We start from the raw sequence: 21,861 nt of genomic DNA, 5'->3' as shown, positions 1-21,861 counted from the left end.
TGATGCTGCAGAAACGTTGACACACCCGGCGGTGAGGAGTAGACCCAAAAATTAGCGCTGTGCAAGTGGGCCGACGGTCGACTCCGGCAGCGCAGGGGCCTCAGCCCGGCTCCGGAAAGCTGCAGCATGCCAACAGAAGCAGCAGTCAAAGCAGAAGAAACATTGATCCATGTCCTATGGATTAACGCGGGGCTCAGTTGTGACGGCGATTCGGTGGCGTTGACTGCCGCCACCCAACCCACGGTCGAGGAGATTGCCCTGGGCGCTCTGCCCGGGCTGCCGAAGGTCGCCGTGCACTGGCCGCTAATCGATTTCGAGTGCGGGCCCAGCGGGGGGGCGGACGATTTCCTCTCGTGGTTCTTCAAAGCCGACCGCGGCGAACTGGAACCCTTCGTGCTCGTCGTCGAGGGATCCATCCCCAACGAAAAGATCAAGGACGAGGGCTACTGGTGCGGGTTCGGCAACGACCCGGCCACCGGCCAGCCGATGACCACCAGCGAGTGGCTCGACCGGCTGACGCCCAAGGCCACCGCGGTCGTCGCGGTCGGGACGTGCGCCACCTACGGCGGCATCCACGCCATGGCCGGCAACCCGACGGGGGCGATGGGGGTGCCCGACTACCTGGGGTGGGACTGGAAGAGCAAGGCCGGCATCCCGATCGTGTGCGTGCCCGGTTGCCCGATCCAACCCGACAACCTGTCGGAGACGCTCACCTATCTGCTCTACATGGCGACCGGTCAGGCGCCGATGATTCCGCTCGACGACGCGTTGCGTCCCACGTGGTTGTTCGGCAGCACCGTCCACGAAGGTTGTGACCGGGCCGGATACTACGAGCAGGGCGACTTCGCCACCGAATACGGATCGCCGAAATGCATTGTCAAGCTTGGCTGTTGGGGTCCCGTGGTGAAATGCAACGTGCCCAAGCGGGGCTGGATCAACGGCGTCGGCGGCTGCCCCAACGTGGGTGGGATCTGCATCGGATGCACGATGCCCGGCTTCCCCGACAAGTTCATGCCTTTCATGGACGAACCGCCAGGCGGCAAGTTCTCCAGTGCCGCGTCGGGTCTGTACGGCACCGTGATTCGTAGCTTGAGGGGTATCACGGCGCGCACCGTCGACAAAGAACCGCGGTGGCGCCACAGCGGTAACCAACTCACCACTGGGGCGCGCCGCACCTGGTAGGTCACCTACCGGGTCGGCGCGCTTCGTTCTCAGCATCTGAGCCCTCGGGCTTAAGAGCCCACGGCGGGAAGAAGAATTGCGATGACAACCATCATTCCCGAGCCCACCCACGCCAAGCGGGAACCCGGCCAACTGGTCGACATGGCCTGGGACCCCATCACCAGGATCGTGGGCAGCCTGGGCATCTATACGAAAATCGACTTCGAGAACCGCGAAGTCGTGGAGTGCCACAGCACCTCGTCGATCTTCCGCGGCTACTCGATCTTCATGAAGGGCAAGGATCCTCGCGACGCCCACTTCATCACCAGCCGCATCTGCGGTATCTGCGGCGACAACCATGCCACCTGCTCGTGCTACGCGCAGAACATGGCGTACGGGGTCAAGCCGCCGCACCTCGGCGAGTGGATCGTCAACCTGGGCGAGGCCGCGGAATACATGTTCGACCACAACATCTTCCAGGAGAACCTGGTCGGCGTGGACTTCTGCGAGAAGATGGTCTCCGAGACCAATCCGAGCGTGCTGTCCCTGGCGGAGAAGACGCCCGCGCCGCAGGCCGGCGCGCACGGGTACCGGACTATCGCCGACATCATGCGGTCGCTTAACCCGTTCACCGGCGAGTTCTACCGCGAAGCGCTGGCGGTCAGCCGCTGGACGCGAGAGATGTTCTGCCTCATGGAGGGTCGCCACGTGCACCCGTCCACGCTGTACCCAGGCGGGGTCGGCACCGTCGCGACCATTCAGTTGATGACCGACTACATGACCCGGCTGATGCGCTATGTGGAGTTCATGAAGAAGGTCGTGCCGATGCACGACGACCTGTTCGACTTCTTCTATGAGGCGCTGCCCGGTTACGAGAACGTCGGGCTGCGTCGCACCCTGCTCGGCTGCTGGGGCTCCTTCCAGGACCCCGAGGTGTGCAACTTCGCGTACAAGGACATGGAGCGCTGGGGCAACGCCATGTTCGTGACCCCGGGCGTGGTGGTCGACGGCAAACTCCTCACCCACTCGCTGGTGGACATCAACCTTGGCATCCGGATCCTTTTGGGCAGTTCGTATTACGACGACTGGACCGATCAGGAGATGTTCGTCAAGACCGATCCGCTGGGCAACGCGGTGGATCGACGACACCCGTGGAACCAGCACACCAACCCGCACCCGCAGAAGCGGGACATGGACGGCGGCAAGTACAGCTGGGTGATGTCGCCGCGCTGGTTCGACGGCAAGGACCACCTTGCGCTGGACACCGGGGGCGGCCCGCTGGCCCGGTTGTGGGCGACCGCGCTGGCCGGCCTGGTCGACATCGGCTACGTCAAGGCGACCGGCAACAGCGTCAAGATCAACCTGCCCAAGACCGCGCTCAAGGGTCCGGTCGAGTTCGAGTGGAAGGTCCCCAAACACGGCAGCAACACGATCGAACGGGACCGGGCGCGCACCTACTTCCAGGCCTACGCGGCGGCGTGCGCGCTGCACTTCGCCGAGAAGGCGCTCGAGGAGATCCGTGCCGGCCGCACCAAGACGTGGGAAAAGTTCGAGGTGCCCGACGAAGCCATCGGGTGCGGTTTCACCGAGGCGGTGCGCGGCGTGCTCAGCCACCACTTGGTGATCCGGGACGGCAAGATCGCCAACTATCACCCGTACCCGCCCACGCCGTGGAACGCCAATCCGCGTGACAGCTACGGCACGCCGGGGCCGTACGAGGACGCCGTGCAGGGTCAGCCGATCTTCGAGGAGAACAGCCGGGAGAACTTCAAGGGCATCGACGTCATGCGCACGGTGCGCAGCTTCGATCCGTGCCTGCCCTGCGGCGTGCACATGTACCTGGGCAAGGGCAAGACCCTGGAGAGACTGCACACGCCAACACAGTCGCCCGTCGGGGAGTGACGCATGGCGGATCGCCCGGAGGAAGCCCTGATGACCTCAGACGAAGAAGCGCAATGGCGCACGGCGGGCGATCGGATCCAGACCCTCCTGGATTCCTGCGCGGCGAGTGGCGCGGCCGCGCAGGAACGCGCCCAGCAGTTGGTCCGCGAGGTGGTGGGGCTCTACGGGGCCGCGCTGGAACGGATCATGCTGTTGGCTCAGGGCGGCCAAGGCCCTGACCTGGCCGAGCGGCTGGCCACCGACGACCTGGTGGCCAGCCTGCTCCTTGTCCACGGCCTGCACCCGCACGGCGTGCACCGCCGGGTGTCCGACGCGCTCGACCGGGTGCGGCCGTACCTGGGCTCGCACGGTGGCGACGTCGACCTGATCGGAGTTGACGGCGATACCGTGCGGTTGGCGTTTGCCGGCAGCTGCAAGAGCTGTCCGTCGTCGGCGGTGACGCTGGAGCTCGCCGTTGAGGACGCGGTTCGGGCTGCGGCACCGGAGATTTCGGCGATCGAGGTGGTGGCCGCCCAGCCTGCGCACGAGCCGGCTGTGATTCCCGCCGATTCACTTCTGGCGCCCCTCCGTTCGAATGGCCACAGCCATTCGAACGGCTCGACCTGGTATCCGGTGCCCGAATTGGCCGAGCTGGAGCCCGGCGACGTTGCGGGGTTCCTGGTTTCGGGCACCGCGCTGCTGGTGTGCAGAGTCGGCGACCTGCCACTGGTCTACCGCGACCACTGTCCGGTGTGTGATGAATCGCTAGCGGGTGCACAACTGCGCGAGACACTGCTGGGCTGCCCGCGCTGCGGCACCCAGTTCGACATCGTGCACGCGGGTGCCGGCCCCAACGGAACTCACCTCGAGCCGCTCCCCCTGTTGCTTCGCGACGGGGTGCCATCGGTGGCACTGGCCGAACCGATGGGAGCCGGCGCATGACGACCCCGTACGAGGTCCTCACCCGCATCCGCAGCAACCGCCCGGCCCCCGAACCGGCCGGCGAGCGGTGCGAGATGTGCTCGGAATTGATCGCCGACGAACACCAGCACGTCGTGAATGTCGTTGACCGGCAACTCATGTGCGTATGCCGCGCCTGCTATCTGCTGTTCACCGACTCCCGGGCCGAACTCCGCTACCGCGCGGTGCCCGACCGGTATCTGTCCTTCCCCGGCTTCGCGCTGGACCGCCGCGGCTGGGAGGCGCTGCAGATCCCGGTGGGCGTCGCCTTCTTCTTCACCAACTCCGCCCTCGGGCGCACCGTCGCCTTCTACCCCGGCCCCGCCGGGGCATGCGAATCCGAGCTGCCGCTCGACGTTTGGGACGCCCTCAGCGACGCCGACGCACGGGTGGGCCTGCTGGCCGACGACGTGGAGGCGCTGTTGGTCCGGGTCCCCGAATCCGGTCCGCCGCAGAGCTATCTGGTCCCCATCGACGCCTGCTACGAATTCGTCGGGCGGCTGCGCATGCTGTGGCGTGGGTTCGACGGAGGGCAGGAGGCGCGCGAGTTCATCGACGGCTTCTTTTCCCACCTCGAAGCCCGCGCCGTAAAAGAACCTGAAACACCGCCATGATGGACGTCGACTTCGCGGTCCTTGACGTAGCACCCGAACCGTACACCGTCAGTCCGGTGCTGACCGCGCGCGTCGCCGTGGCCACCGCCGGCCCTGATGGAGGGGACCCGGTGCACGCGATCGCCCTGCGCTGCCAGGTCCGCATCGAGCCGCTGCGACGGTCCTACTCCGACGACGAAGCCGCCGGGTTGACGGACCTGTTCGGCCCGCGCGAACGCTGGGCGAGCACCCAGCGCACCTTCCTCTGGCAGCACTGCACCGCGATGGTGCAGGGATTCACCGGCAACACGACGGCGGCGCTGCCGCTGGATTGCACCTACGACTTCGAGGTCGCGGCCGCCAAATACCTGCACGCGTTGCGCGACGGCACGCTGCCCCTCCAATTCCTCTTCAGCGGAACGATTTTCGTCAAGTCCGAACGCGGGTTTTCCGTCCAGCAAATCCCGTGGGACTGTGAATACCGCTACGATATGCCGGTCGCGGTCTGGCGGCAGCTGATCGCCCAGCACTACCCGAACGCCGGCTGGCTGCGGCTGAGTCACGAAACCATCGCCGCGCTGGCCGCCTACAAGTCGGCGCACGGCCTGCTGGACCTCGACCACGCGATCACCTCACTGCTGGACGCGGACCGGGAGACGGCGCGGTGACCGAGGATCGGGACCGGGCCCGCGCCGTCGCCGACGCGGTACTTTACGAGGGCTACTTGCTCTACCCGTACCGCGGAACGTCTAGCAAGAACCAATCTCGCTGGCAATTCGGCGTTTTGGGGCCGCCCGGGGCCGCGGACGCGGGCCTGGGTGAGGATGACGCGCTGGCGGCGCAGTTCCTGGTCGATGGGGCCCGGGAGCTGAGTCTGATGGTGCGGTTCCTGCAATTGCAGCACCGCCGGGCCGAGCGCGAAGTCGCCCACGGCCAATACCAACCCGTCGACGAGCTGACGACCGCGGACGGGGCGTGGCTCACCTGGGACGAGGCGGTCGAATGCGAGAGGTCCTTCGGCCCTGTCGCCTTGGACGGCCGGCCGTGGACACTGTCGGTGACGGCGGACGCGGGCACCGACATCGAATTCCTCGATGGCGGGCGCCTCGTGCGCCAACGACGGGAGGTGCGTGGCTTGCTGACGGTCGCCGGCGAGGCGGACGGCGACCTGTGCCGGGTGTCGGTGCGGGTCAGCAACGGCGGCGACAGCGCCGTAGACAAGAACGACTCGATCGCGCGGTCCATGATCGGGACGCACCTCATCGCGGAACTCGACGGCGGGCAGTTCGTCTCGCTGCTCGAGCCGCCGCCGGCGGCGGCCGATGCGGTGTCCCGGTGCAGCCAGCACCGCTGCTTCCCGGTGTTGGCCGGCCCACCCGGCACCCACGAACTGCTGCTGATCTCGCCGATCATCCTCTACGACCACCCCGAGGTCGCCGAGCAGAGCGACACCGCCCTCTATGACTGCACGGAGATCGACGAGATCCTCACGCTGCGCGTGATGACCATGACGGACGAGGAGAAGGCGCAGGCCCGGGCCACGGACCCGCGAGCGGCGCGGATCATCGACCAGTGTGACGCGATGTCGCCCGAGGCGATGGCGCGCCTGCACGGTGTGCTGCGCGATCCCCACGCGATCCGGGGTCTGGTCCCGGAGATACCCGAGGGGGTCGATTGGTGGGATCCGCTGGCCGACAACGCGGTCCGTCCGGAAATCGATGCGGTGCTGGTGAACGGGGTCCGGGTTGCGCGCGGCAGCCAGGTCCGGTTGCGACCGAGGCGCAACGCCGACGCGCAGGACATCTTCGTCGCCGGCAAGACCGCCCGCGTCACCTCGGTGCACGAGGACGTCGAGGGCAACAAGCACGTCGGGGTCGTCGTCGACGATGACCCGGCCGCCGACCTGCACGACTGGTACGGCCGTTACCTGTACTTCTCCCCGGACGAAATCGAGCCCCTGGAAGCTCAACGCAGCCCGGCAAACTCGTGAAAGGAGTTCGAGATGGAGGTCTTGGGTTGGATATTCGTCGCGATCATCGCGTTGGTGCTCGTGGTCGGATTGGTGCTGGGGGTGGTATCCCTGCCCGATGCGCGCCGCTACCTGAAGCTGAGGCGGATGTAACTTGCTCGGGCAGCGGAGATGACAGCGCGCATCCTGGTAGCCGGCATCGGTAACATCTTCCTGGGCGACGACGGCTTCGGATCCGAAGTGATCCGCAACGCCGAGATCCCGCAGGACGATTCGAGTGTCCGCGTCACCGACTACGGCATCAGCGGCATGCACCTGGCCTACGACCTGCTCGAGGAATGGGACACGCTCGTCCTCGTCGACGCCGTCCCCAGCCGTGGCAGCCCCGGCACGTTGCATGTCTTCCAGGCCGACCATGAATCGGATTCGGCCGCGGCGGGTTTCGACGGCCACAGCATGGATCCGGCCGCGGTGTTCGCCAGCCTGCGGGCGCTGGGCGGCAACCCGCCCTACACGGTCGTCGTCGGGTGCGAGGCGGGCAGCGTCGAGGAGGGCATCGGCCTCACCGAGCCCGTGGCCAAAGCCGTGCCGCGCGCCGCACGGGCCGTCGAGGAGATCGTCGCGGCGCTGCAGGCGCACTCGGTCGCAACCAGCCGAGAGGGCCGCTGAGTCATGTGTTTAGGGATCCCCGGCCAAGTGATCCGGATGCTGGACGGCTACGAAGGGCAGCTCGCCTTGGTCGACGTCACCGGCGAACAGCGCAAGGTCAACGTCGGCATGCTGCCGGAAGAGACGTTCGCCCCCGGCGACTGGATCATCATCCATATGGGCTTCGCCGTCGAGAAGACGGACCGGGCGGGCGCCGAGCAGGCGCTGGCCGGCCTGGAGCTGATGGGCAGGGGCCGCACGGATCCTTTCGACTTCCCGGAGGGCGGCTGAGATGACCCCGTCCCCCCTGCTGCTTGGGCATGACGACGTTCGGCAGCGCTTCACCGTGACCGGTGTTGTGCAGGGGGTTGGCTTCCGGCCCTTCGTCCACCGCATCGCGACCGAGCTCGGGCTGTCCGGGTTCGTCGGCAACGATTCGGGCGCGGTCTTCCTCGAGGTGCAGGGCGAACGCGCGCGCATCGCCGAATTCGGCCGGCGCTTGCGGGCCGAGACGCCGCCGCTGGCCCGAATCAGCGACGTCACGGTCAGCGACCTCGTCGCCGCCGCCGGCTGCGGACGGGAGTTCCGGATAGTGGCCAGCCGGGCGGTCCCCGGCGGTACGACGCCGATTCCGCCCGACATCGCGGTGTGCGACGACTGTGTCGCCGAGCTCTTCGACCCGGGCGACCGGCGCTACCGCCACCCCTTCGTCACCTGCACCAACTGCGGGCCGCGATTCACCATCATCCGCGGGCTGCCCTACGACCGCCCGGCCACCACCATGTCGGGCTTCGCCATGTGTCAGCGCTGCTCCGCCGAATACCACGACCCGGCGGATCGCCGGTTCCACGCCCAGCCGATCGCCTGCCCCGATTGCGGGCCGTCCCTGTGGTTCCGGTCGGCGACCGGGCGCGTCGACGGTTCGGACGCCGCGCTGGCGGCCACCCAACGCGCGCTGGCCGCGGGGGCGGTGGTCGCCATCAAGGGCGTCGGCGGCTACCACCTGGCCTGCACGGTCAGCGACGGCGAGGCGCTCGCCGCGCTGCGAGCGCGAAAGGCCCGCGGCGCCAAGCCGTTTGCCATGCTGGTCCGTGACCTCGACGTCGCGCGCCGCTATGCCTACGTCGACGACAGCGAGGCCGCGGTCCTGTCGAGTCCGGCCCGCCCGATCGTCTTGCTGCGCCGCCGGCCCGAAGCGCCGGTCGCCGACGCCGTCGCGCCCGGGAGCCCATTGCTCGGGCTGATGCTGCCGTACTCCCCCGTCCATCACCTGCTGCTGGCGCCCGTGCCCGCCGCCGCCACGCCCGTGCCCGACGCGCTGGTGCTCACCAGCGCCAACCGATCCGACGAGCCCATCTGCTTCACCGATGACGATGCAGCACAGCGACTTCCGGCGTTGTGCGATGCGGTCCTCGACCACGACCGCCCGATCCACGTCCCGTGCGACGACTCGGTGGTGCGCATCGTCAGAGACCGGGAAAGCGGCACCGAACTGCCGATCCGCCGGTCCCGTGGCTACGCACCGCTGCCGGTCGACTTGAATCTCGCGGGGCCGGCGGTGCTGGCCGTCGGCGGGGAATTGAAGAACACCTTCTGCCTCACCGACGGCTCGCGGGCCTACCTGTCCGGGCACATCGGCGACATGGGCACCTGGGAGACGCTGCGCGCGTTCGAGCGGGCGGTGAGCCAGCTCAGCGAAATACGCGGCGCTCCGTCGCGTTTGGCCGCCGACCTGCATCCGGGGTATCACACCCGAAGCTGGGCGGAGCGCCGCGCGGACGGCCGGCCGCTTGACCTCATTCAGCACCACCACGCGCACGTGGTGTCGCTGCTGGCCGAGCACGGGCGCATCGGCGAACCCGTCGTCGGAGTCTCCTTCGACGGCACGGGTTACGGATGCGACCAGACCATCTGGGGCGGCGAAATTCTCCGGCTCGGGAGCGACAGCCACCGATTTGTCCGGGCCGGCCACCTGTTGCCGGTGCCACTGCCAGGCGGTGATGCGGCGGTCCGCAACCCGTGGCGGATGGCCCTGTCGCAGTTGTGGTCGGCCGGCATCGACTGGACCCCCGACCTGGCGCCCGTCGCGGCGGCAACCCCGGACGAATTACGCGTCACCCATGCGCAATTGGAGACGGGAACCGGATGCGTTCCCTGTTCGAGCATGGGTCGCCTCTTTGACGCGGTCGCCTCGTTGCTGGGCGTGCGGCACCGCATCGACTATGAAGGCCAGGCCGCCATCGAGCTGGAGGCGCTGGCGGAGTCGGCGGGTGCGGTGGCCGGGCCGTCGCTGCCGCTCATGGTGGGTGCCGACGGGGTGATCGATCCCGCCCCCATGGTGCAGACATTGGTGTCGGCGCTATACGCGGGCACGCGGCCCGCGCTGCTGGCCGCGGCTTTCCACCACGCTGTCGCGGACGCCGTCGCCAAGGCGGTCGGTCAAGTGGCCGGCGCCATCCGGCTGGTGGGCCTCACCGGCGGCGTTTTCCAGAACGTGTTGTTGCTGAACGCGTGTCGTCAGCGGTTGCGGCTGGCAGGATTCGAGGTACTGACCCACCGCGCCGTTCCGGCGAACGACGGCGGGCTCGCACTGGGTCAGGCCGCGATCTCGATGCTGACCGCGCAGGAGGAGGGCTGAGCCATGACCACCACGGCCATCGATCGCGGGCTTGGTGCCGAATTGGCCGAAGACCTCGCCGCCACCGCATTCACACTCGCCAAGCGCTTCGCCGCGGGCGCCACCATGTGGTCCATCGCGCCGTCGTGGGAACCGCATGCGCTGCACATCGCGGTCGAGTTCGTCCACCCGGTGATCATGGGCAAACGGGCCCTGCCCGCGGTGGCGCTGACCGGGCCCGACCTGGTGGATCTGGTGCGAGTGTCCGTGCAGCCGGGCGACATCGTGGTCGCGGTCTCCGAAGCGGACGACGCGCAGGTCCGCTCGGTGATGCGGCGCGCCCCCGCATGGGGCGCCACCACGATCTGGATCGGCAGCGGCGAACGACCCAGGGCGGGCATGGCCGATCACGTGCTGTGGCTCGACGACCCCGATCCGCGCGTGCCGGCGACGGGCGGCTTCGTGCTGTTCTATCACCTGCTGTGGGAGCTGACCCACGTGTGTTTCGAGCATCCCGGCCTGCTCAAACCCGAGTGCTCGGAGTCGGTTTGTGTCACCTGCGGCGATGAGGGACGCCCGGGTGAGGCGGTGACGGCGTCGGCCGACGGGCACGCCGCGGTGCGCACCGCGCGGGGCATCGAGAACGTGGTGACCACACTGATCGACCCCGTCGCCGCCGGGGACTTGATGCTGGTGCACGCCGGCATGGCGATCGGCAGACTGAACGAGAAGGACGGCTGATGAGCCCCCCCGACGAGCCCACCAACTTCCTGTACCCCTTCATCGACGCCCAGGAGGACGACCCCGGGTCGCTGCTGGCCGACCTGGCCGCGTCTGCGCAGGCGAAGGCGGCCGAGAGTCTGGCGCTGCGGCGCTCGACACTGGAAGCCAACTCCGCGTTGCTCGGTCAGGCCGCGGCCGAGCTGGCCCGCCGTTTCGCGGCAGGCGGCCGCATGTTCACCTTCGGAAACGGTGGCAGCTGCACCGATTCCACCACTCTGGCCAGGCTGTTCGCCCGGCCGCCGATCGGCAAGCCGTTACCCGCGTGGCCGTTGACCACCGATCAGGCGATCCTCACCGCCTTGGGCAACGACGTAGGTTTCGAGTTGGTGTTCGCCCGGCAGTTGATCGCCCGCGCCAAGGCCGGTGACATCGCGATCGCCATGTCGACCAGTGGCGGTTCGCCCAACCTGCTCGCCGCGCTGGCCGAGGCGCGTCAACGTGGCCTGTACACCATCGGATTCGCCGGCTACGACGGCGGCGCGTTCGCGAACAATCCGAACGTGGACGCCTGCTTCGTCGTTCGTTCGCAAAGCGTGCACCGCATTCAGGAATCACAAGCGCTGCTGGGCTATCAGCTGTGGTTGAGCGTGCATCAACTTCTCGGTGGTGAGCGAGGTTTGGGGGCCGCATGAACAAATCAGCGGGCGACTACCTGTCGTCAGGACCGAGGTTCGCCGAGGGCGAGGTGATCGAACGCATCGAATCGTTCCGCAGGCGTCGCCCCCGCTTGCTCGACGACCATGTGACGCTGGCGCACGGCGCGGGCGGCAAGGCCTCGGCGGCGCTGGTGGACGCGGTGTTCGTGGAGGCGTTCCGCAATCCGCTGCTGGAGTCCCTGGGCGACAGCGCGGTCCTGACGCTACCCGGCGGCGAACGCCTGGCGATGTCCACGGATTCATTCGTGGTGCAGCCCAGGCGCTTTCCCGGCGGCTCCATCGGCGCGCTCGCCGTGCACGGCACCTGCAACGACCTCGCGATGGCCGGTGCCGTGCCGTCGTGGATCTCTGCGGCGTTCGTGATCGAAGAGGGGTTTCCCATCACCGAATTGAAAGAGATCGTCGCCGACATGGCGGCGGCGGCCGCCAATGCGGGCGTGCAGATCGTCACCGGCGACACCAAGGTGGTGCCCAAGGGCGCCGCCGACGGCGTGTTCGTCACCACCGCCGGGGCGGGTGTCATCCCCGCGGGACGCGCGCTGTCCGCGGCGTCGGTGCGGCCCGGTGACAAGCTGCTGTTGTCGGGGTCGATGGGCGATCACGGCATGGCGGTCATGCTGGCGCGGGGCGACCTGGCCATCGAGGCCGATATCCACTCCGACACCGCGTGCCTCAGCCCGCTGGTGGAGCTGTTGATGACGGCCGCGCCGTCCACCCGCTGGTTGCGTGACGCGACGAGGGGCGGGGTGGGCACCGTCTGCAACGAACTGGCCCAGGCCTGTGGTCTTGGGGTGCTGCTCGAAGAGGAGCGACTTCCCGTGGCGCCCATGGTGAACGGTGCCTGCGAGCTGCTTGGCATCGACCCGCTGTACGTCGCCAACGAGGGCAAGTTCGTCGCCGTGGTCGCGCCGGAGGAGGCGGCGGCCGGGCTGGCCGCGCTGCGGTCCCATCCGCTGGGCGCCGATGCGGCCGAGGTCGGCGAAATCGTCACCGAACCAGCCGAAAGCGTGGTGCTGCGAACCGGATTCGGTGGAACACGGATCGTCGACATGCTCGTCGGCGACCCGCTGCCGCGAATCTGCTAGGGAAGGAAGGCCGCACATGTGTCTTGGAATTCCGGGTCGGATCGTTGAGATCACCGATCCCGAAAACTATTTGGCGAAGGTCGACGTCAGCGGCGTGCAGCGCACCATCAGTGTCCGGCTGCTCGAGGACGACATGCCGGAACCCGACGAGTGGGTCCTGGTTCACGTCGGGTTCGCCATGGCCAAGATCGACGAGACCGAGGCGCTGCTCACGCTGGCCGCAGTCAAGAAACTCGGCGACGCCTATGCCACCGAGATGGAAGCCTTCGACTCGTCGGCCATTATCTAGCCCGGCGACGATGCGGTCCGGTCGCGGACCGAGGAGGAGTCGGGCAATCAGACCACGAAGGGGACGCACATGAGATTCGTTGACGAGTTCCGTGATCCGGCCGCGGCCCGCAAGCTGCTGGGCGCCATCGGGCGCTTGGCCGGGACCGGCGGCGAACAGTTCAAGTTCATGGAGGTGTGCGGCGGGCACACGCACACGATCTACCGGCACGGCATCGAACACCTGCTGCCCGACAACGTCGAGCTGGTGCACGGCCCCGGGTGTCCGGTCTGCGTGATCCCGATGGGCCGCATCGACGACGCGATGTGGCTGGCCGGCCAACCCGACGTGATCTTCACCTGCTTCGGCGACATGATGCGGGTGCCCGGATCGAACGGCAGCCTGCTGGACGCCAAGGCGCGCGGCGCCGACGTGCGATTCGTCTACTCCCCGCTGGACGCGCTGAAGATCGCGCTCGACAATCCCGACAAGCACGTGGTGTTCTTCGCCATCGGTTTCGAGACCACCGCACCGTCGACGGCGGTGACCCTGGTTCGCGCCCGCGACCTGGGGCTGACCAATTTCAGCGTGTTCTGCAACCACGTGATGATCGTGCCGCCGATCAAGGCGATCCTGGAGTCGCCAGACTTGCGGCTCTCGGGGTTCATCGGGCCCGGGCACGTGTCGACGGTGGTGGGCAACCGACCCTACCGGTTCGTGCCGGAGGTGTACCGAAAGCCCTTGGTAGTGGCCGGCTTTGAGCCGCTGGACATCCTGGCGGCGGTCGCGATGCTGCTGACGCAAATCCGCGAAGGCCGCTGCGAGGTGGAGAACCAGTACACGCGCGTGGTGCCCGAGCGCGGCAATCCGGCAGCTTTGGCGTTGATGGGCAAGGTATTTGCGCTGCGCCCCCACTTCGAGTGGCGCGGGCTGGGCTTCATCTCCCAAAGCGCGCTGCGGCTGCACGACGACTTCGCGGAATTCGACGCGGAGCTGCGGTTCGCGATGCCGGGCGTGCGGGTCGCCGACCCCAAGGCGTGCCAGTGCGGCGAGGTGCTCAAGGGTGTGCTCAAGCCTTGGGAATGCAAGGTTTTCGGCACCGCGTGCACCCCGGAGACCCCGATCGGAACGTGCATGGTGTCCCCGGAGGGCGCGTGCGCGGCCTACTACAACTTCGGTCGCATGCACCGTGACGCGGTGAAGCTGGTGGGTCGCACTTGAAAGCCGACACCGGCGGATCGCAAAAGGGCGCGGAGATGTTCGCGCGCTACGCCTATGCGCCCAACGCGCTGGGCTATTGCGGTCCCCCACTGGGAGCCACCTTGCGCGACGGTTCGGTCGACGAGGTGCACAGGGCCGCGACGAAGTTTTCCGGGGCGTGGCCGTACCTGCGGGTGCTGTCGACGCTGACCGGGATCGCCGACCCGCTGGATTATCGGCTCGTCGAGTCGTACTGGCTGGGGGGCGGCGTCGGAGCCGACCTGGACCCGCAGGACTTCTTCGAGGCGTTGCTGACGATCATCGGCCCGCAGGCGGGCCGCTACTGGTCACACCTGACGCCGGACCTGGCCCGCGAGGCCGCCGCCAATCACTGCTTCCACGTGTTCGGCGTGTACCCGTGGACGCGGTTCCTGGGTGGCGCCGGGCGCCAGAACCTTGTCAAACATCCGCTGAATGTGCTCGATAATTGCCGCATCACCTGGGGCACCGTGGTCTCCCGCGACCACAACCGGATCGAGGTGCTGCACCGAAGGCTGGTGCTCGACGGTGAGGCGCTCGCACTGTCCGAACCGTCGTCCGGCGTGTTCGACGTATGGACCGACGGGTACAGCGCGGTGCCGGATGCGGCCCCAGGCGACGAGGTCGCGCTGCACTGGAGGCGGCTGTGTGGGCGGCTGTCGCCGCGGCAGGTTGGCGCGCTCGCCGACGGAACCGATCGTCAGCTGCGAGTGACGACCCGCCGACTGGCGCGCGTCTAATTGCGTGCCAGACTGGCCCGGTGCCCGGTTCCATCTGCGACGTGCTGCCCGCCGCCGCCGCTCTGCTGGGCGCGCCGGGCGCCGTCGACAAGCTGGGCTTGGCCGACTGGATCGGCGGAACCGATCAGATCGATCGCGTCGCGGTGGTGCTGGTGGACGGACTGGGCTGGCACCTGCTTGCGGAGCTGGCCGGCAGCGCGCCGCTGCTCGCCTCGGTGCTGGCCGGGCAGGCCGGGCGCCTCACGGAGCTCACTTGCACCTTCCCGTCGACCACCCCGACCAGCCTGGTTTCGCTGGGCACGGGGGCGCAGCCGGGTGAACACGGGATCCTGGGCTTCACGCTCAACGTTCCCGGCACCGATCGGGTGATCAATCACATCTTGTGGCGTGACGATCCCCCGCACGCCGAGTGGCAGCCGTTACCAACCTGGTTCGGGCGGCTCAACAAAGCCGGCGTCAGCGCGCGCGCCGTGTTGCCGGCCGCGTTCATGGGTAGTGGGTTGACCGACTCGGCGTATCGCGGTGCCGAATTCCGCCCGACCCAACCGACGGACGACAACGCGCAGAAGGTGGCCGACGAGCTGCATGCGGCGCCGGGCCTGGTCTACGGCTACACCCCCGCCCTGGACACCGCGGCCCACGCATTCGGCGTCGGATCGTCCCGGTGGCACGAAGCGGCGGCCCAGGTCGACACGCTGCTGACCCGGCTGGTCGCGGCGCTGCCCCCGACCGCGGCGCTACTGGTGACCGCCGACCACGGCGGTTTCAATGTTCCACCGGACGCGCGGGTCGACCTCGACACCGACCCGCGGCTGGCCGCGGGAGTCCGCGTGGTCGCCGGGGAGCCGCGGGTGCGCTACCTGCACACCGAGCCCGGCGCCGCGGCAGATGTGCAGGCGGCCTGGAGTGAGGTGCTGGGCGGTAGGGCGCACATCTACAGCCGCGAGCAGGCCGTGGCGACCGGGATGTTCGGACCGGTCAACCCGGCGCACCTGGCGCGAATCGGCGATGTCGTCGCGGTCTGCACCGGCGACACCGCCGTGCTGGCAACCGGGCACGAGCCGCCGGAATCCGCTCGCCTCATAGGCTTTCACGGCGCGGCGACACCCGCCGAAATGGCCATCCCGCTCATCGCGTTCAAATCCCCTGCCGCGGCTCACTAACCGTCGTTGCGCCGCCTGCCGTCTCCCCCTGACGAGACGATCGCAGCCGAAATTGCGCTACCTTTAAGCATTTTCAAAGGAACCTCGCAGGGCCACTACGACCAGCTGTGGGCGCAGAACGCCGCCGCCATGTACGCCTATGCCAATGCCTCGGTGGCAGCCTCGACCATGACACCATTCACGTCGCCGCCCGCCGCCGACGCGGACGAGGTGATATCGGCTGGCGCTGAACTGGTTTCGATGCTGCCCGCAGCGCTCTGCGGGCTCTCCTCGGCATCTTCTTGTCGGTTCCGTACGGCGGTGCTGTCGATGTCGTCGCCGCTGTCCAAGCTGAGTTCCCTGCGCACCGGGTTCGCCAGGGAGGCCAGCATCCCCATCGCCGTGGCCATCGGCGGTGCGGCGGCAAAGGCGGGCAGAGGTCACCGCGCCGCGGTGACGGCGGGTTTCGCACGCGGCATCTCGATCGGCGGGTTGTCGGCGCCTCCGGCCTGGCTGGCCGATGGGCAAGCGGCCTGCGAACGCACACCGGACTTTGATCGTTCTCACAGCTCGCTGGGCTTGTCGGCCAAGCCTCGTGTTGTAAGTTCGGGCCACTGTGAGAGTCGGAGACACCCGTAGCGTTCGACGATGGCGGTCAGCCATCGCGATCGTTGCGGCGCTCGGTTTGTTCTGCGCGGTCACCGCGGGCTGGGCGTCGCGCGGGACCGCGGTCGCCGGGCTCGGAATGCCGCAGCCCGCGGCCTCGTCGCAGGCAGCCGTGCATACGGGCGTGAATGCTGCGGCGGTGCAAGCGCATAACCCGAACCTGCCGACACATCACAAGACCACGAAGAATGCGTGGATGACGCGGGATCGGCCGCCGACATGGACCCGTTCGTCGCCGCCGTCGATCGGGTCACCGCTACCGACTTCGTTTGCGGCCGCGACATTTCGGCTGGCCCGCGCACCGTCCCGTGCGTCCTCGGCGGTTCCACCCGACCGAGATCTGTTGACGCAACTTTGCGTCGCGCGCTGCTGACGGCTCAATCGCTCGCGGCAGCCGCCGTGGTTGCACCGCCGCAGTTGCAGGTAGGCCTGTAACCCCCGGGCCTACGTCCCAACAGAAGAGTTCCGTTCTCACACGGCCGATACCGTGGCGTTAGGCAGAGATAGCAATGAATTTCACGACGCTCCCGCCGGAAATCATTTCCGGACAAATGCATGACGGCCCCGGCTCGGGGTCGATGGCCGAAGCCGCGGCGGCCTGGGCCCGCCTGGCCACATGGCTGCACACCGCCGTCGCGGACTACCGTGCGGTGACCTCAAAGCTGCTGGCCGGATGGGAGGGCCCCGCACCCGCCCTGGACGGCGCGGTGCCCTACATCGATTGGCTCAATGCGACAGCAATACGGGCCGAGCACGCGGCCACCGGGGCGGCCGCTGCGGCGAGTGCCCACGAAACGGCGTTGGCGGCGACGGTGCCGCCCTCGACGATCGGCGCCAACCGCACGCAGCGCAGATCGCTGATCCTGGCGAACCGCCTGGGGCTGGCCGGCCCGGCGATCGCCGACACCGAGGCCCACTACGAACAGATGTGGGCCCAGGACGCCGCGGCCATGTGCGCCTACGCCGCGGCCTCGGCCGATGCCGCGGCCCTTACGCCGTTCACCTTGCCGCCCGACGCCGGCCAGGACGCGGCCGTCAGGCCGGCCCCGCGCACGTGGGCGCTGAAGTCGGCGCCGGAGGTCATATCGGCTGGACACCAGCTGATCTCAGTCGCCCCCACCGCGCTGCGGGCGCTGTCCCTGTCACCGCTGGCCACGTTCGACGTCTCCCTCGCACCCGCGACCTGCCCGCTGTCGAAACTGAGCTCACTCACGGCGCCGTCGGGCGCCGCGATCGCCTACCTGAATTCGCTCAACAAGGCGGCGGCGCTGCGATGCCTGCTGCCCGACCAGCGTGGTGTTCGCGGCGCGGCAATCAGTGCGGGGGTCGGCCGCGCAACGTCGGTCGGGGCGTTGTCGGTGCCACGGACCTGGACGGCGGCTGCGACGCCGATGGCCGTCTGCCGCGGAACGGTCGCGTAGCGCCGGCTCAGCCGGCGCGCGAGGCATACGACCGCGCGGCGTCCACGATCGCGGCGAAAAGGCGCAAGTCGTCCGGGGTCTGTTCCGGATGCCATTGCACCGCAAGCACAAACCGGTCCCCGGGCAACTCCAGCGCCTCAACCACGCCGTCGGGGTCCCAGGCGCTGACCACGAGGCCCTCACCGACTTTGTCGATCGCCTGGTGGTGGTAGCACGGCGCATCGGTGGACTCCCCCACCAGCGCGGCCAGCCGGCTGCCCGCAAGGGTGCGCACCGGCAACCTGGTGAACACCCCATTGCCCGCGCGATGCCCGTCGTGCCCGAGAACGTCGGGCAGGTGCTGGTGCAGGGTGCCGCCGAGCGCCACGTTGAGCACCTGCGCACCGCGGCAGATGCCCAGCACCGGCAGGCCCCGGTCCAGCGCGCCGCGCAACAGCGCGAACTCCCAGGCATCGCGGGCGGCGCGGGGCTGATCGGTGGTCGGATGCGGTTGCTGGCCGTACGCGGCGGGGTCCAGGTCGTAGCCGCCCGTGATCACCAGCGCGTGCAAGCTGTCGAGGATCGAGCCGACGGTCTCGGGTTCCGCCGGTTGCGGTGGTAGCAACACCGCGGCCCCGCCGGTCAGGACGACACCCTCGAAATAATCGGCCGGCAGATAACCGGCGGGCATGTCCCAAATTCCGGTCTGCACCCGCTCCAGGTAACAGGTCAGCCCCACCATCGGGCGTCCAGAGGCGTTCACCACAGCGCATCCTTTCCCGATCGATGACCGCCACCAACTCCCGCGGATCCGCCAGCGTGCTGAGCGACCGCTCGACCCGGAATCTTCGGCCTCCGTCGACACGGTACAGCCCTGGGCCGATCAGCGCCGCCCGCGGCCGACGACGCGCGGACCATCCAGCAAACCGCTTGTGCGAGTTGAGGTTCGGTGCACCAACCGAGAACTACCAGGTACTGGTGCGCAACACGATCTCGGCGGCCAACTGCGCCGTCGACTCCTGCACCGTGCGCCTGCCCAGGTGCACCACGCGGTAATCGGCGTAGACATACTGCTGGCCGGCGCGGGCCACCGCCCGCGCGGCCGGGGAGCTGACCAGGACCGTGGTGCCGATTTCCACCGGCGGGCAGTGTTCGTCGCGGACCACGCCGTCGCGATCGGCCGCCCGCGGATGGCCGCGGTCGATCACCACTAGGCCGACGAACCGGCCCAGCTTCGTCGCCGCCAGTTCCCAGGCCAGTTCGCCGCCGGCGCGATCGCCCACCACCACGGCCCACCCGATTCCCAGCGCGTCGAGGATGCCGACCACCGACTTGGGGGTCAATCGCGGGTCGAGACCGATGACGACCGTCCGAAGCGATGCGGTGTGCAGACGCTCGCAGACTGCGTCGTACGCGGCGGGGACGCGCTCCTCGTCACCCAGGATGACGACCACGACGCCCTGTTCCGGACCGGCCACGCCTACCGGGACGGGGAATCCGTCGAGAGTGGTCATCATGGAGGGCATCTTCGCACGCTACAGCGGAGCGGCCTGCGCGCGCGACGATTTCTTAACATCCGCGCGTGCGCCCCGGGTTTTGCGTCGCCGTCAATTCGTCCTTCATGCGTGCACGTACTCGTGAATGTCCTACGGCCGCAACCGACTTGCGATGTGCGGTCGGTGGGGCGGCGGACCGTCGAGCAGGCCCAGGACGGCGTCGACGTCGAGATGGGAAGCCAGCAGATCGGCGATCAAGTCGAGCTGGGTATCGCGCCGCGCGGCGACGTTGGTGTCGGCGACGACGAACCCGCCACGGCCGGCCGCGACCGCGACGCGGGTAAGCCACGCGCGCCGGAACGCGTCGTTGTCGAGCAGTCCGTGCCAGTGGGTGCCGAAGACCGCGCCGCGCACGAGGCCGTGCGGTTCACCGTCGGGCCCACCCTCCGCGCCGAACCAGCTCTCCTCGGCGCACCGCGACACCCGGCCGTGACGGATTTCGTATCCGGCGAGCGGCGCTGGCCACCGGCGCAGAATCTTGGTCTCGCCGAAGGTGATGTCGGCGTCCAACAGCCCCAGCCCGGCGACCTCGCCGGCCCCGGATTCCACCGTGTCGTCGATGCGCCGGCACAGCATCTGAAACCCCCCGCAGATACCCAGCACCGGCTTGCCGGCTGCGGCATGCGCCGTGATCGCCTCGGCCAGGCCGTGATCGCGCAGCCAGGCGAGGTCCGCGACGGTGGATTTGCTCCCCGGAATCACGACGAGGTCGGTGTCGGCAAGGTCGGCGGGGTCGGTGCTCCAGCGCACCACCACGCCCGGTTCGCACGCCAGCGCCTCCACGTCGGTGGAGTTGGAGATCCGGGGCAGCCGGATCGCGGCCACCCGCAGCCACTCGCGCCCGCGCGGCGGCGCGGGGGTGCCGACGACGCGGTGCGCGACCACCGACAGCGAGTCCTCGGCGTCCAACCAGAGCTCGTCGGCGTAGGGCAGCACCCCGTAGGTCGGACGTCCGGTCATCGCGTGCAGCTGCCGCAGTCCGGGTTCCAATAGGGCGGGATCGCCGCGGAATTTGTTGACGACGAAGCCGGCGATCAGCGCTTGGTCGTCGGGCTCGAGCACCGCGACCGTCCCGAAGAGATGGGCGAGCAGGCCGCCGCGGTCGATATCACCTACCAGGATCACCGGCAGGTTCGCGGCCCGGGCCAGGCCCATGTTGGCCAAATCCGTGGCGCGCAGGTTGATTTCGGCCGGTGAGCCGGCTCCCTCGCAGATGACGGCGTCGAATTCGTCACGCAGGCAAGATAATTCGTCTGCGACGATCCCGGCAAGGCGGTCGCGATGCCGTACATAGCTCGCCGCCGTGACCGAATCGGCGACCCGGCCCCGGATCACCAGCTGCGACGTCCGGTCGCTGCCCGGCTTGACCAGGATCGGGTTGAACCGCACGCTGGGTTCCAACCCCGCCGCCCGCGCCTGCAGCGCCTGCGCCCGGCCGATCTCGCCGCCGTCGACGGTCACCACCGAATTGTTGGACATGTTCTGCGCCTTGAACGGCGCCACCCGAACGCCGCGGCGGGCCAACAACCGGCACAAGCCCGCGACCACCACCGATTTCCCGGCGTCGGAGCTGGTGCCGGCCACCAGGAGCGCCCCGCTCAAGGGTTCACGGCAGGGTAAGGATCTCGACGCCGGTGTCGGTCACCAGCAGGGTGTGCTCGAACTGCGCCGTCCACTTGCGGTCCTTGGTGACCACCGTCCAGCCGTCGTCCCAGATCTCGTAGTCCAGCCCGCCGAGGTTGATCATCGGTTCGATGGTGAACGTCATCCCCGGCTGCATGATCGTCGTGACCGAGGGCTGGTCGTAGTGCAGCACGACCAGACCGTTGTGAAACGTGGTGCCAATGCCGTGGCCGGTGAAGTCACGAACCACGTTGTACCCAAACCGATTCGCGTACGCCTCGATCACGCGGCCGACGACCGACAGCGCCCGCCCCGGCTTGACGGCGTTGATCGCGCGCATCGTCGCCTCCCGGGTCCGCTCGACCAGCAGCCGGTGCTCCTCGGAGACGTCGCCGGCCAGGAAAGTCGCGTTGGTGTCGCCGTGCACGCCGTCTATGTAGGCCGTGACGTCGATGTTGACGATGTCGCCGTCGGCGACCACCGTCGAGTCGGGGATCCCGTGGCAGATGACCTCATTGAGTGACGTGCAGCACGACTTCGGGAAGCCCTTGTAGCCCAGGGTCGACGGGTAGGCGCCGTGGTCGGTCATGTACTCGTGAGCGATCCGGTCCAGTTCGTCGGTCGTCACCCCGGGCGCAACCGCTTTGCCAGCCTCCTCTAGCGCGCCGGCCGCGATCCGGCCGGCGACCCGCATCTTCTCGATCACCTCCGGCGTCTGCACCCACGGCTCGCTGCCTTCCTGCACGGTGGGCTTCCAGGCGTACTCCGGACGGGGGATGCGGCTGGGCACAGGCAGAGTCGGGGACAACTCTCCGGGGGAAAGCGCGGTGCGAGCAGGCATGGCGAACAGCTTAATCACGGCGCGCAGCGGGCG

23 protein-coding genes and 1 pseudogene are annotated in these 21,861 nt (G+C 68.5%); 20 read left to right on the top strand and 4 right to left on the bottom strand.

What is annotated here, in order from left to right:
* Positions 1-126 precede the first annotated feature (126 nt).
* The 20 genes and pseudogenes from AWC17_RS23000 to AWC17_RS22910 all read left to right on the top strand — a co-directional run bounded on the left by AWC17_RS23000 (position 127) and on the right by AWC17_RS22910 (position 17,829).
* Positions 127-1,182 (top strand): NADH-quinone oxidoreductase subunit B family protein, encoded by a 1,056-nt coding sequence (locus tag AWC17_RS23000; RefSeq protein ID WP_047321730.1) that lies wholly within the window; start codon positions 127-129, stop codon positions 1,180-1,182.
* Between the two features lie 81 nt (positions 1,183-1,263).
* Positions 1,264-3,063, top strand: coding sequence for a nickel-dependent hydrogenase large subunit (locus AWC17_RS22995; RefSeq protein ID WP_047321729.1), 1,800 nt, complete (start codon positions 1,264-1,266; stop codon positions 3,061-3,063).
* A 3-nt stretch (positions 3,064-3,066) separates the two neighbouring features.
* Positions 3,067-3,984, top strand: a complete 918-nt coding sequence (locus tag AWC17_RS22990) for a NifU family protein (RefSeq protein ID WP_046184193.1) — start codon at positions 3,067-3,069, stop codon at positions 3,982-3,984.
* Positions 3,981-4,616 (top strand): DUF5947 family protein, encoded by a 636-nt coding sequence (locus AWC17_RS22985; RefSeq protein ID WP_046184194.1) that lies wholly within the window; start codon positions 3,981-3,983, stop codon positions 4,614-4,616. Before AWC17_RS22990 ends, AWC17_RS22985 begins: the two co-directional genes overlap by 4 nt.
* A complete protein-coding gene (locus AWC17_RS22980) occupies positions 4,613-5,263 on the top strand; it encodes a DUF6084 family protein (RefSeq protein ID WP_085165121.1) in 651 nt (216 codons plus the stop codon). The genes AWC17_RS22985 and AWC17_RS22980 overlap by 4 nt, the downstream gene beginning before the upstream one ends.
* Positions 5,260-6,607: pseudogene (locus tag AWC17_RS22975) on the top strand (hypothetical protein); the annotation flags it as partial. The gene AWC17_RS22980 and the pseudogene AWC17_RS22975, both read left to right, overlap by 4 nt.
* Positions 6,598-6,717, top strand: coding sequence for a DUF6893 family small protein (locus AWC17_RS34240; RefSeq protein WP_372517404.1), 120 nt, complete (start codon positions 6,598-6,600; stop codon positions 6,715-6,717). The pseudogene AWC17_RS22975 and the gene AWC17_RS34240, both read left to right, overlap by 10 nt.
* A gap of 18 nt (positions 6,718-6,735) precedes the next feature.
* Positions 6,736-7,233, top strand: a complete 498-nt coding sequence (locus AWC17_RS22970) for a hydrogenase maturation protease (RefSeq protein WP_046184197.1) — start codon at positions 6,736-6,738, stop codon at positions 7,231-7,233.
* Positions 7,234-7,236: 3 nt separating this feature from the next.
* Positions 7,237-7,503, top strand: coding sequence for a HypC/HybG/HupF family hydrogenase formation chaperone (locus AWC17_RS22965; protein ID WP_046184198.1), 267 nt, complete (start codon positions 7,237-7,239; stop codon positions 7,501-7,503).
* A 1-nt stretch (position 7,504) separates the two neighbouring features.
* Complete coding sequence (gene hypF / locus AWC17_RS22960) at positions 7,505-9,850, top strand: carbamoyltransferase HypF (protein WP_085165118.1); 2,346 nt, start codon at positions 7,505-7,507, stop codon at positions 9,848-9,850.
* A gap of 3 nt (positions 9,851-9,853) precedes the next feature.
* Complete coding sequence (locus tag AWC17_RS22955) at positions 9,854-10,570, top strand: hydrogenase assembly protein HupF (protein ID WP_046183431.1); 717 nt, start codon at positions 9,854-9,856, stop codon at positions 10,568-10,570.
* Positions 10,570-11,244 carry a D-sedoheptulose-7-phosphate isomerase gene (locus AWC17_RS22950; protein WP_085165117.1) on the top strand — a complete coding sequence of 225 codons (675 nt, stop codon included), beginning with the start codon at positions 10,570-10,572 and terminating at the stop codon, positions 11,242-11,244. The genes AWC17_RS22955 and AWC17_RS22950 overlap by 1 nt, the downstream gene beginning before the upstream one ends.
* Positions 11,241-12,353: a hydrogenase expression/formation protein HypE gene (gene hypE / locus AWC17_RS22945; protein WP_082122964.1), complete on the top strand. Its 1,113-nt coding sequence runs from the start codon at positions 11,241-11,243 to the stop codon at positions 12,351-12,353. Before AWC17_RS22950 ends, hypE begins: the two co-directional genes overlap by 4 nt.
* Before the next feature lie 16 nt (positions 12,354-12,369).
* Entirely contained in the window at positions 12,370-12,642 is a 273-nt protein-coding gene (locus AWC17_RS22940) for a HypC/HybG/HupF family hydrogenase formation chaperone (RefSeq protein WP_046183433.1), read from the top strand.
* Between the two features lie 69 nt (positions 12,643-12,711).
* On the top strand, positions 12,712-13,842 hold the full coding sequence (gene hypD, locus AWC17_RS22935; RefSeq protein ID WP_046183434.1) for a hydrogenase formation protein HypD: 1,131 nt from the start codon (positions 12,712-12,714) through the stop codon (positions 13,840-13,842).
* Positions 13,839-14,600 (top strand): DUF6390 family protein, encoded by a 762-nt coding sequence (locus AWC17_RS22930; protein ID WP_264056011.1) that lies wholly within the window; start codon positions 13,839-13,841, stop codon positions 14,598-14,600. The genes hypD and AWC17_RS22930 overlap by 4 nt, the downstream gene beginning before the upstream one ends.
* Before the next feature lie 20 nt (positions 14,601-14,620).
* Positions 14,621-15,763: an alkaline phosphatase family protein gene (locus tag AWC17_RS22925; RefSeq protein WP_046183435.1), complete on the top strand. Its 1,143-nt coding sequence runs from the start codon at positions 14,621-14,623 to the stop codon at positions 15,761-15,763.
* Between the two features lie 6 nt (positions 15,764-15,769).
* Positions 15,770-16,381 (top strand): hypothetical protein, encoded by a 612-nt coding sequence (locus AWC17_RS32175; RefSeq protein WP_141224728.1) that lies wholly within the window; start codon positions 15,770-15,772, stop codon positions 16,379-16,381.
* Positions 16,382-16,600: 219 nt separating this feature from the next.
* On the top strand, positions 16,601-16,843 hold the full coding sequence (locus AWC17_RS22915) for a hypothetical protein (protein WP_046183437.1): 243 nt from the start codon (positions 16,601-16,603) through the stop codon (positions 16,841-16,843).
* A 74-nt stretch (positions 16,844-16,917) separates the two neighbouring features.
* Positions 16,918-17,829 (top strand): PPE family protein, encoded by a 912-nt coding sequence (locus tag AWC17_RS22910; RefSeq protein ID WP_046183438.1) that lies wholly within the window; start codon positions 16,918-16,920, stop codon positions 17,827-17,829.
* A gap of 7 nt (positions 17,830-17,836) precedes the next feature.
* Here the strand turns inward: AWC17_RS22910 and AWC17_RS22905 are convergent, their stop codons facing one another.
* From AWC17_RS22905 to map, 4 genes are all read right to left on the bottom strand, one after another.
* Positions 17,837-18,550 (bottom strand): gamma-glutamyl-gamma-aminobutyrate hydrolase family protein, encoded by a 714-nt coding sequence (locus tag AWC17_RS22905; RefSeq protein ID WP_046183450.1) that lies wholly within the window; start codon positions 18,548-18,550, stop codon positions 17,837-17,839.
* 223 nt (positions 18,551-18,773) lie between these two features.
* The gene (locus AWC17_RS22900) at positions 18,774-19,334 is read right to left on the bottom strand and encodes an alpha/beta hydrolase (protein ID WP_197083387.1); all 561 of its coding nucleotides are present in this window, start codon (positions 19,332-19,334) and stop codon (positions 18,774-18,776) included.
* 120 nt (positions 19,335-19,454) lie between these two features.
* Entirely contained in the window at positions 19,455-20,966 is a 1,512-nt protein-coding gene (locus AWC17_RS22895; RefSeq protein ID WP_046183439.1) for a cobyric acid synthase, read from the bottom strand.
* Positions 20,967-20,970: 4 nt separating this feature from the next.
* Positions 20,971-21,828 carry a type I methionyl aminopeptidase gene (gene map, locus AWC17_RS22890; protein ID WP_046183452.1) on the bottom strand — a complete coding sequence of 286 codons (858 nt, stop codon included), beginning with the start codon at positions 21,826-21,828 and terminating at the stop codon, positions 20,971-20,973.
* Positions 21,829-21,861 lie beyond the last annotated feature (33 nt).

This window comes from Mycobacterium nebraskense (genome assembly GCF_002102255.1).
GTDB lineage: Bacteria > Actinomycetota > Actinomycetes > Mycobacteriales > Mycobacteriaceae > Mycobacterium > Mycobacterium nebraskense.
This window is presented reverse-complemented; position numbering and strand designations above follow the sequence as displayed.

What these genes read in the sequence shown, in the direction of transcription:
- AWC17_RS23000 (WP_047321730.1), top strand. Translation starts at nt 127, where the DNA reads ATGCCAACAGAAGCAGCAGTCAAAGCAGAAGAAACATTGATCCATGTC.
- AWC17_RS22995 (WP_047321729.1), top strand. Translation starts at nt 1,264, where the DNA reads ATGACAACCATCATTCCCGAGCCCACCCACGCCAAGCGGGAACCCGGC.
- AWC17_RS22990 (WP_046184193.1), top strand. Translation starts at nt 3,067, where the DNA reads ATGGCGGATCGCCCGGAGGAAGCCCTGATGACCTCAGACGAAGAAGCG.
- AWC17_RS22985 (WP_046184194.1), top strand. Translation starts at nt 3,981, where the DNA reads ATGACGACCCCGTACGAGGTCCTCACCCGCATCCGCAGCAACCGCCCG.
- AWC17_RS22980 (WP_085165121.1), top strand. Translation starts at nt 4,613, where the DNA reads ATGATGGACGTCGACTTCGCGGTCCTTGACGTAGCACCCGAACCGTAC.
- AWC17_RS34240 (WP_372517404.1), top strand. Translation starts at nt 6,598, where the DNA reads ATGGAGGTCTTGGGTTGGATATTCGTCGCGATCATCGCGTTGGTGCTC.
- AWC17_RS22970 (WP_046184197.1), top strand. Translation starts at nt 6,736, where the DNA reads ATGACAGCGCGCATCCTGGTAGCCGGCATCGGTAACATCTTCCTGGGC.
- AWC17_RS22965 (WP_046184198.1), top strand. Translation starts at nt 7,237, where the DNA reads ATGTGTTTAGGGATCCCCGGCCAAGTGATCCGGATGCTGGACGGCTAC.
- hypF (WP_085165118.1), top strand. Translation starts at nt 7,505, where the DNA reads ATGACCCCGTCCCCCCTGCTGCTTGGGCATGACGACGTTCGGCAGCGC.
- AWC17_RS22955 (WP_046183431.1), top strand. Translation starts at nt 9,854, where the DNA reads ATGACCACCACGGCCATCGATCGCGGGCTTGGTGCCGAATTGGCCGAA.
- AWC17_RS22950 (WP_085165117.1), top strand. Translation starts at nt 10,570, where the DNA reads ATGAGCCCCCCCGACGAGCCCACCAACTTCCTGTACCCCTTCATCGAC.
- hypE (WP_082122964.1), top strand. Translation starts at nt 11,241, where the DNA reads ATGAACAAATCAGCGGGCGACTACCTGTCGTCAGGACCGAGGTTCGCC.
- AWC17_RS22940 (WP_046183433.1), top strand. Translation starts at nt 12,370, where the DNA reads ATGTGTCTTGGAATTCCGGGTCGGATCGTTGAGATCACCGATCCCGAA.
- hypD (WP_046183434.1), top strand. Translation starts at nt 12,712, where the DNA reads ATGAGATTCGTTGACGAGTTCCGTGATCCGGCCGCGGCCCGCAAGCTG.
- AWC17_RS22910 (WP_046183438.1), top strand. Translation starts at nt 16,918, where the DNA reads ATGAATTTCACGACGCTCCCGCCGGAAATCATTTCCGGACAAATGCAT.
- AWC17_RS22905 (WP_046183450.1), bottom strand. Translation starts at nt 18,550, where the DNA reads ATGGTGGGGCTGACCTGTTACCTGGAGCGGGTGCAGACCGGAATTTGG.
- AWC17_RS22900 (WP_197083387.1), bottom strand. Translation starts at nt 19,334, where the DNA reads ATGCCCTCCATGATGACCACTCTCGACGGATTCCCCGTCCCGGTAGGC.
- map (WP_046183452.1), bottom strand. Translation starts at nt 21,828, where the DNA reads ATGCCTGCTCGCACCGCGCTTTCCCCCGGAGAGTTGTCCCCGACTCTG.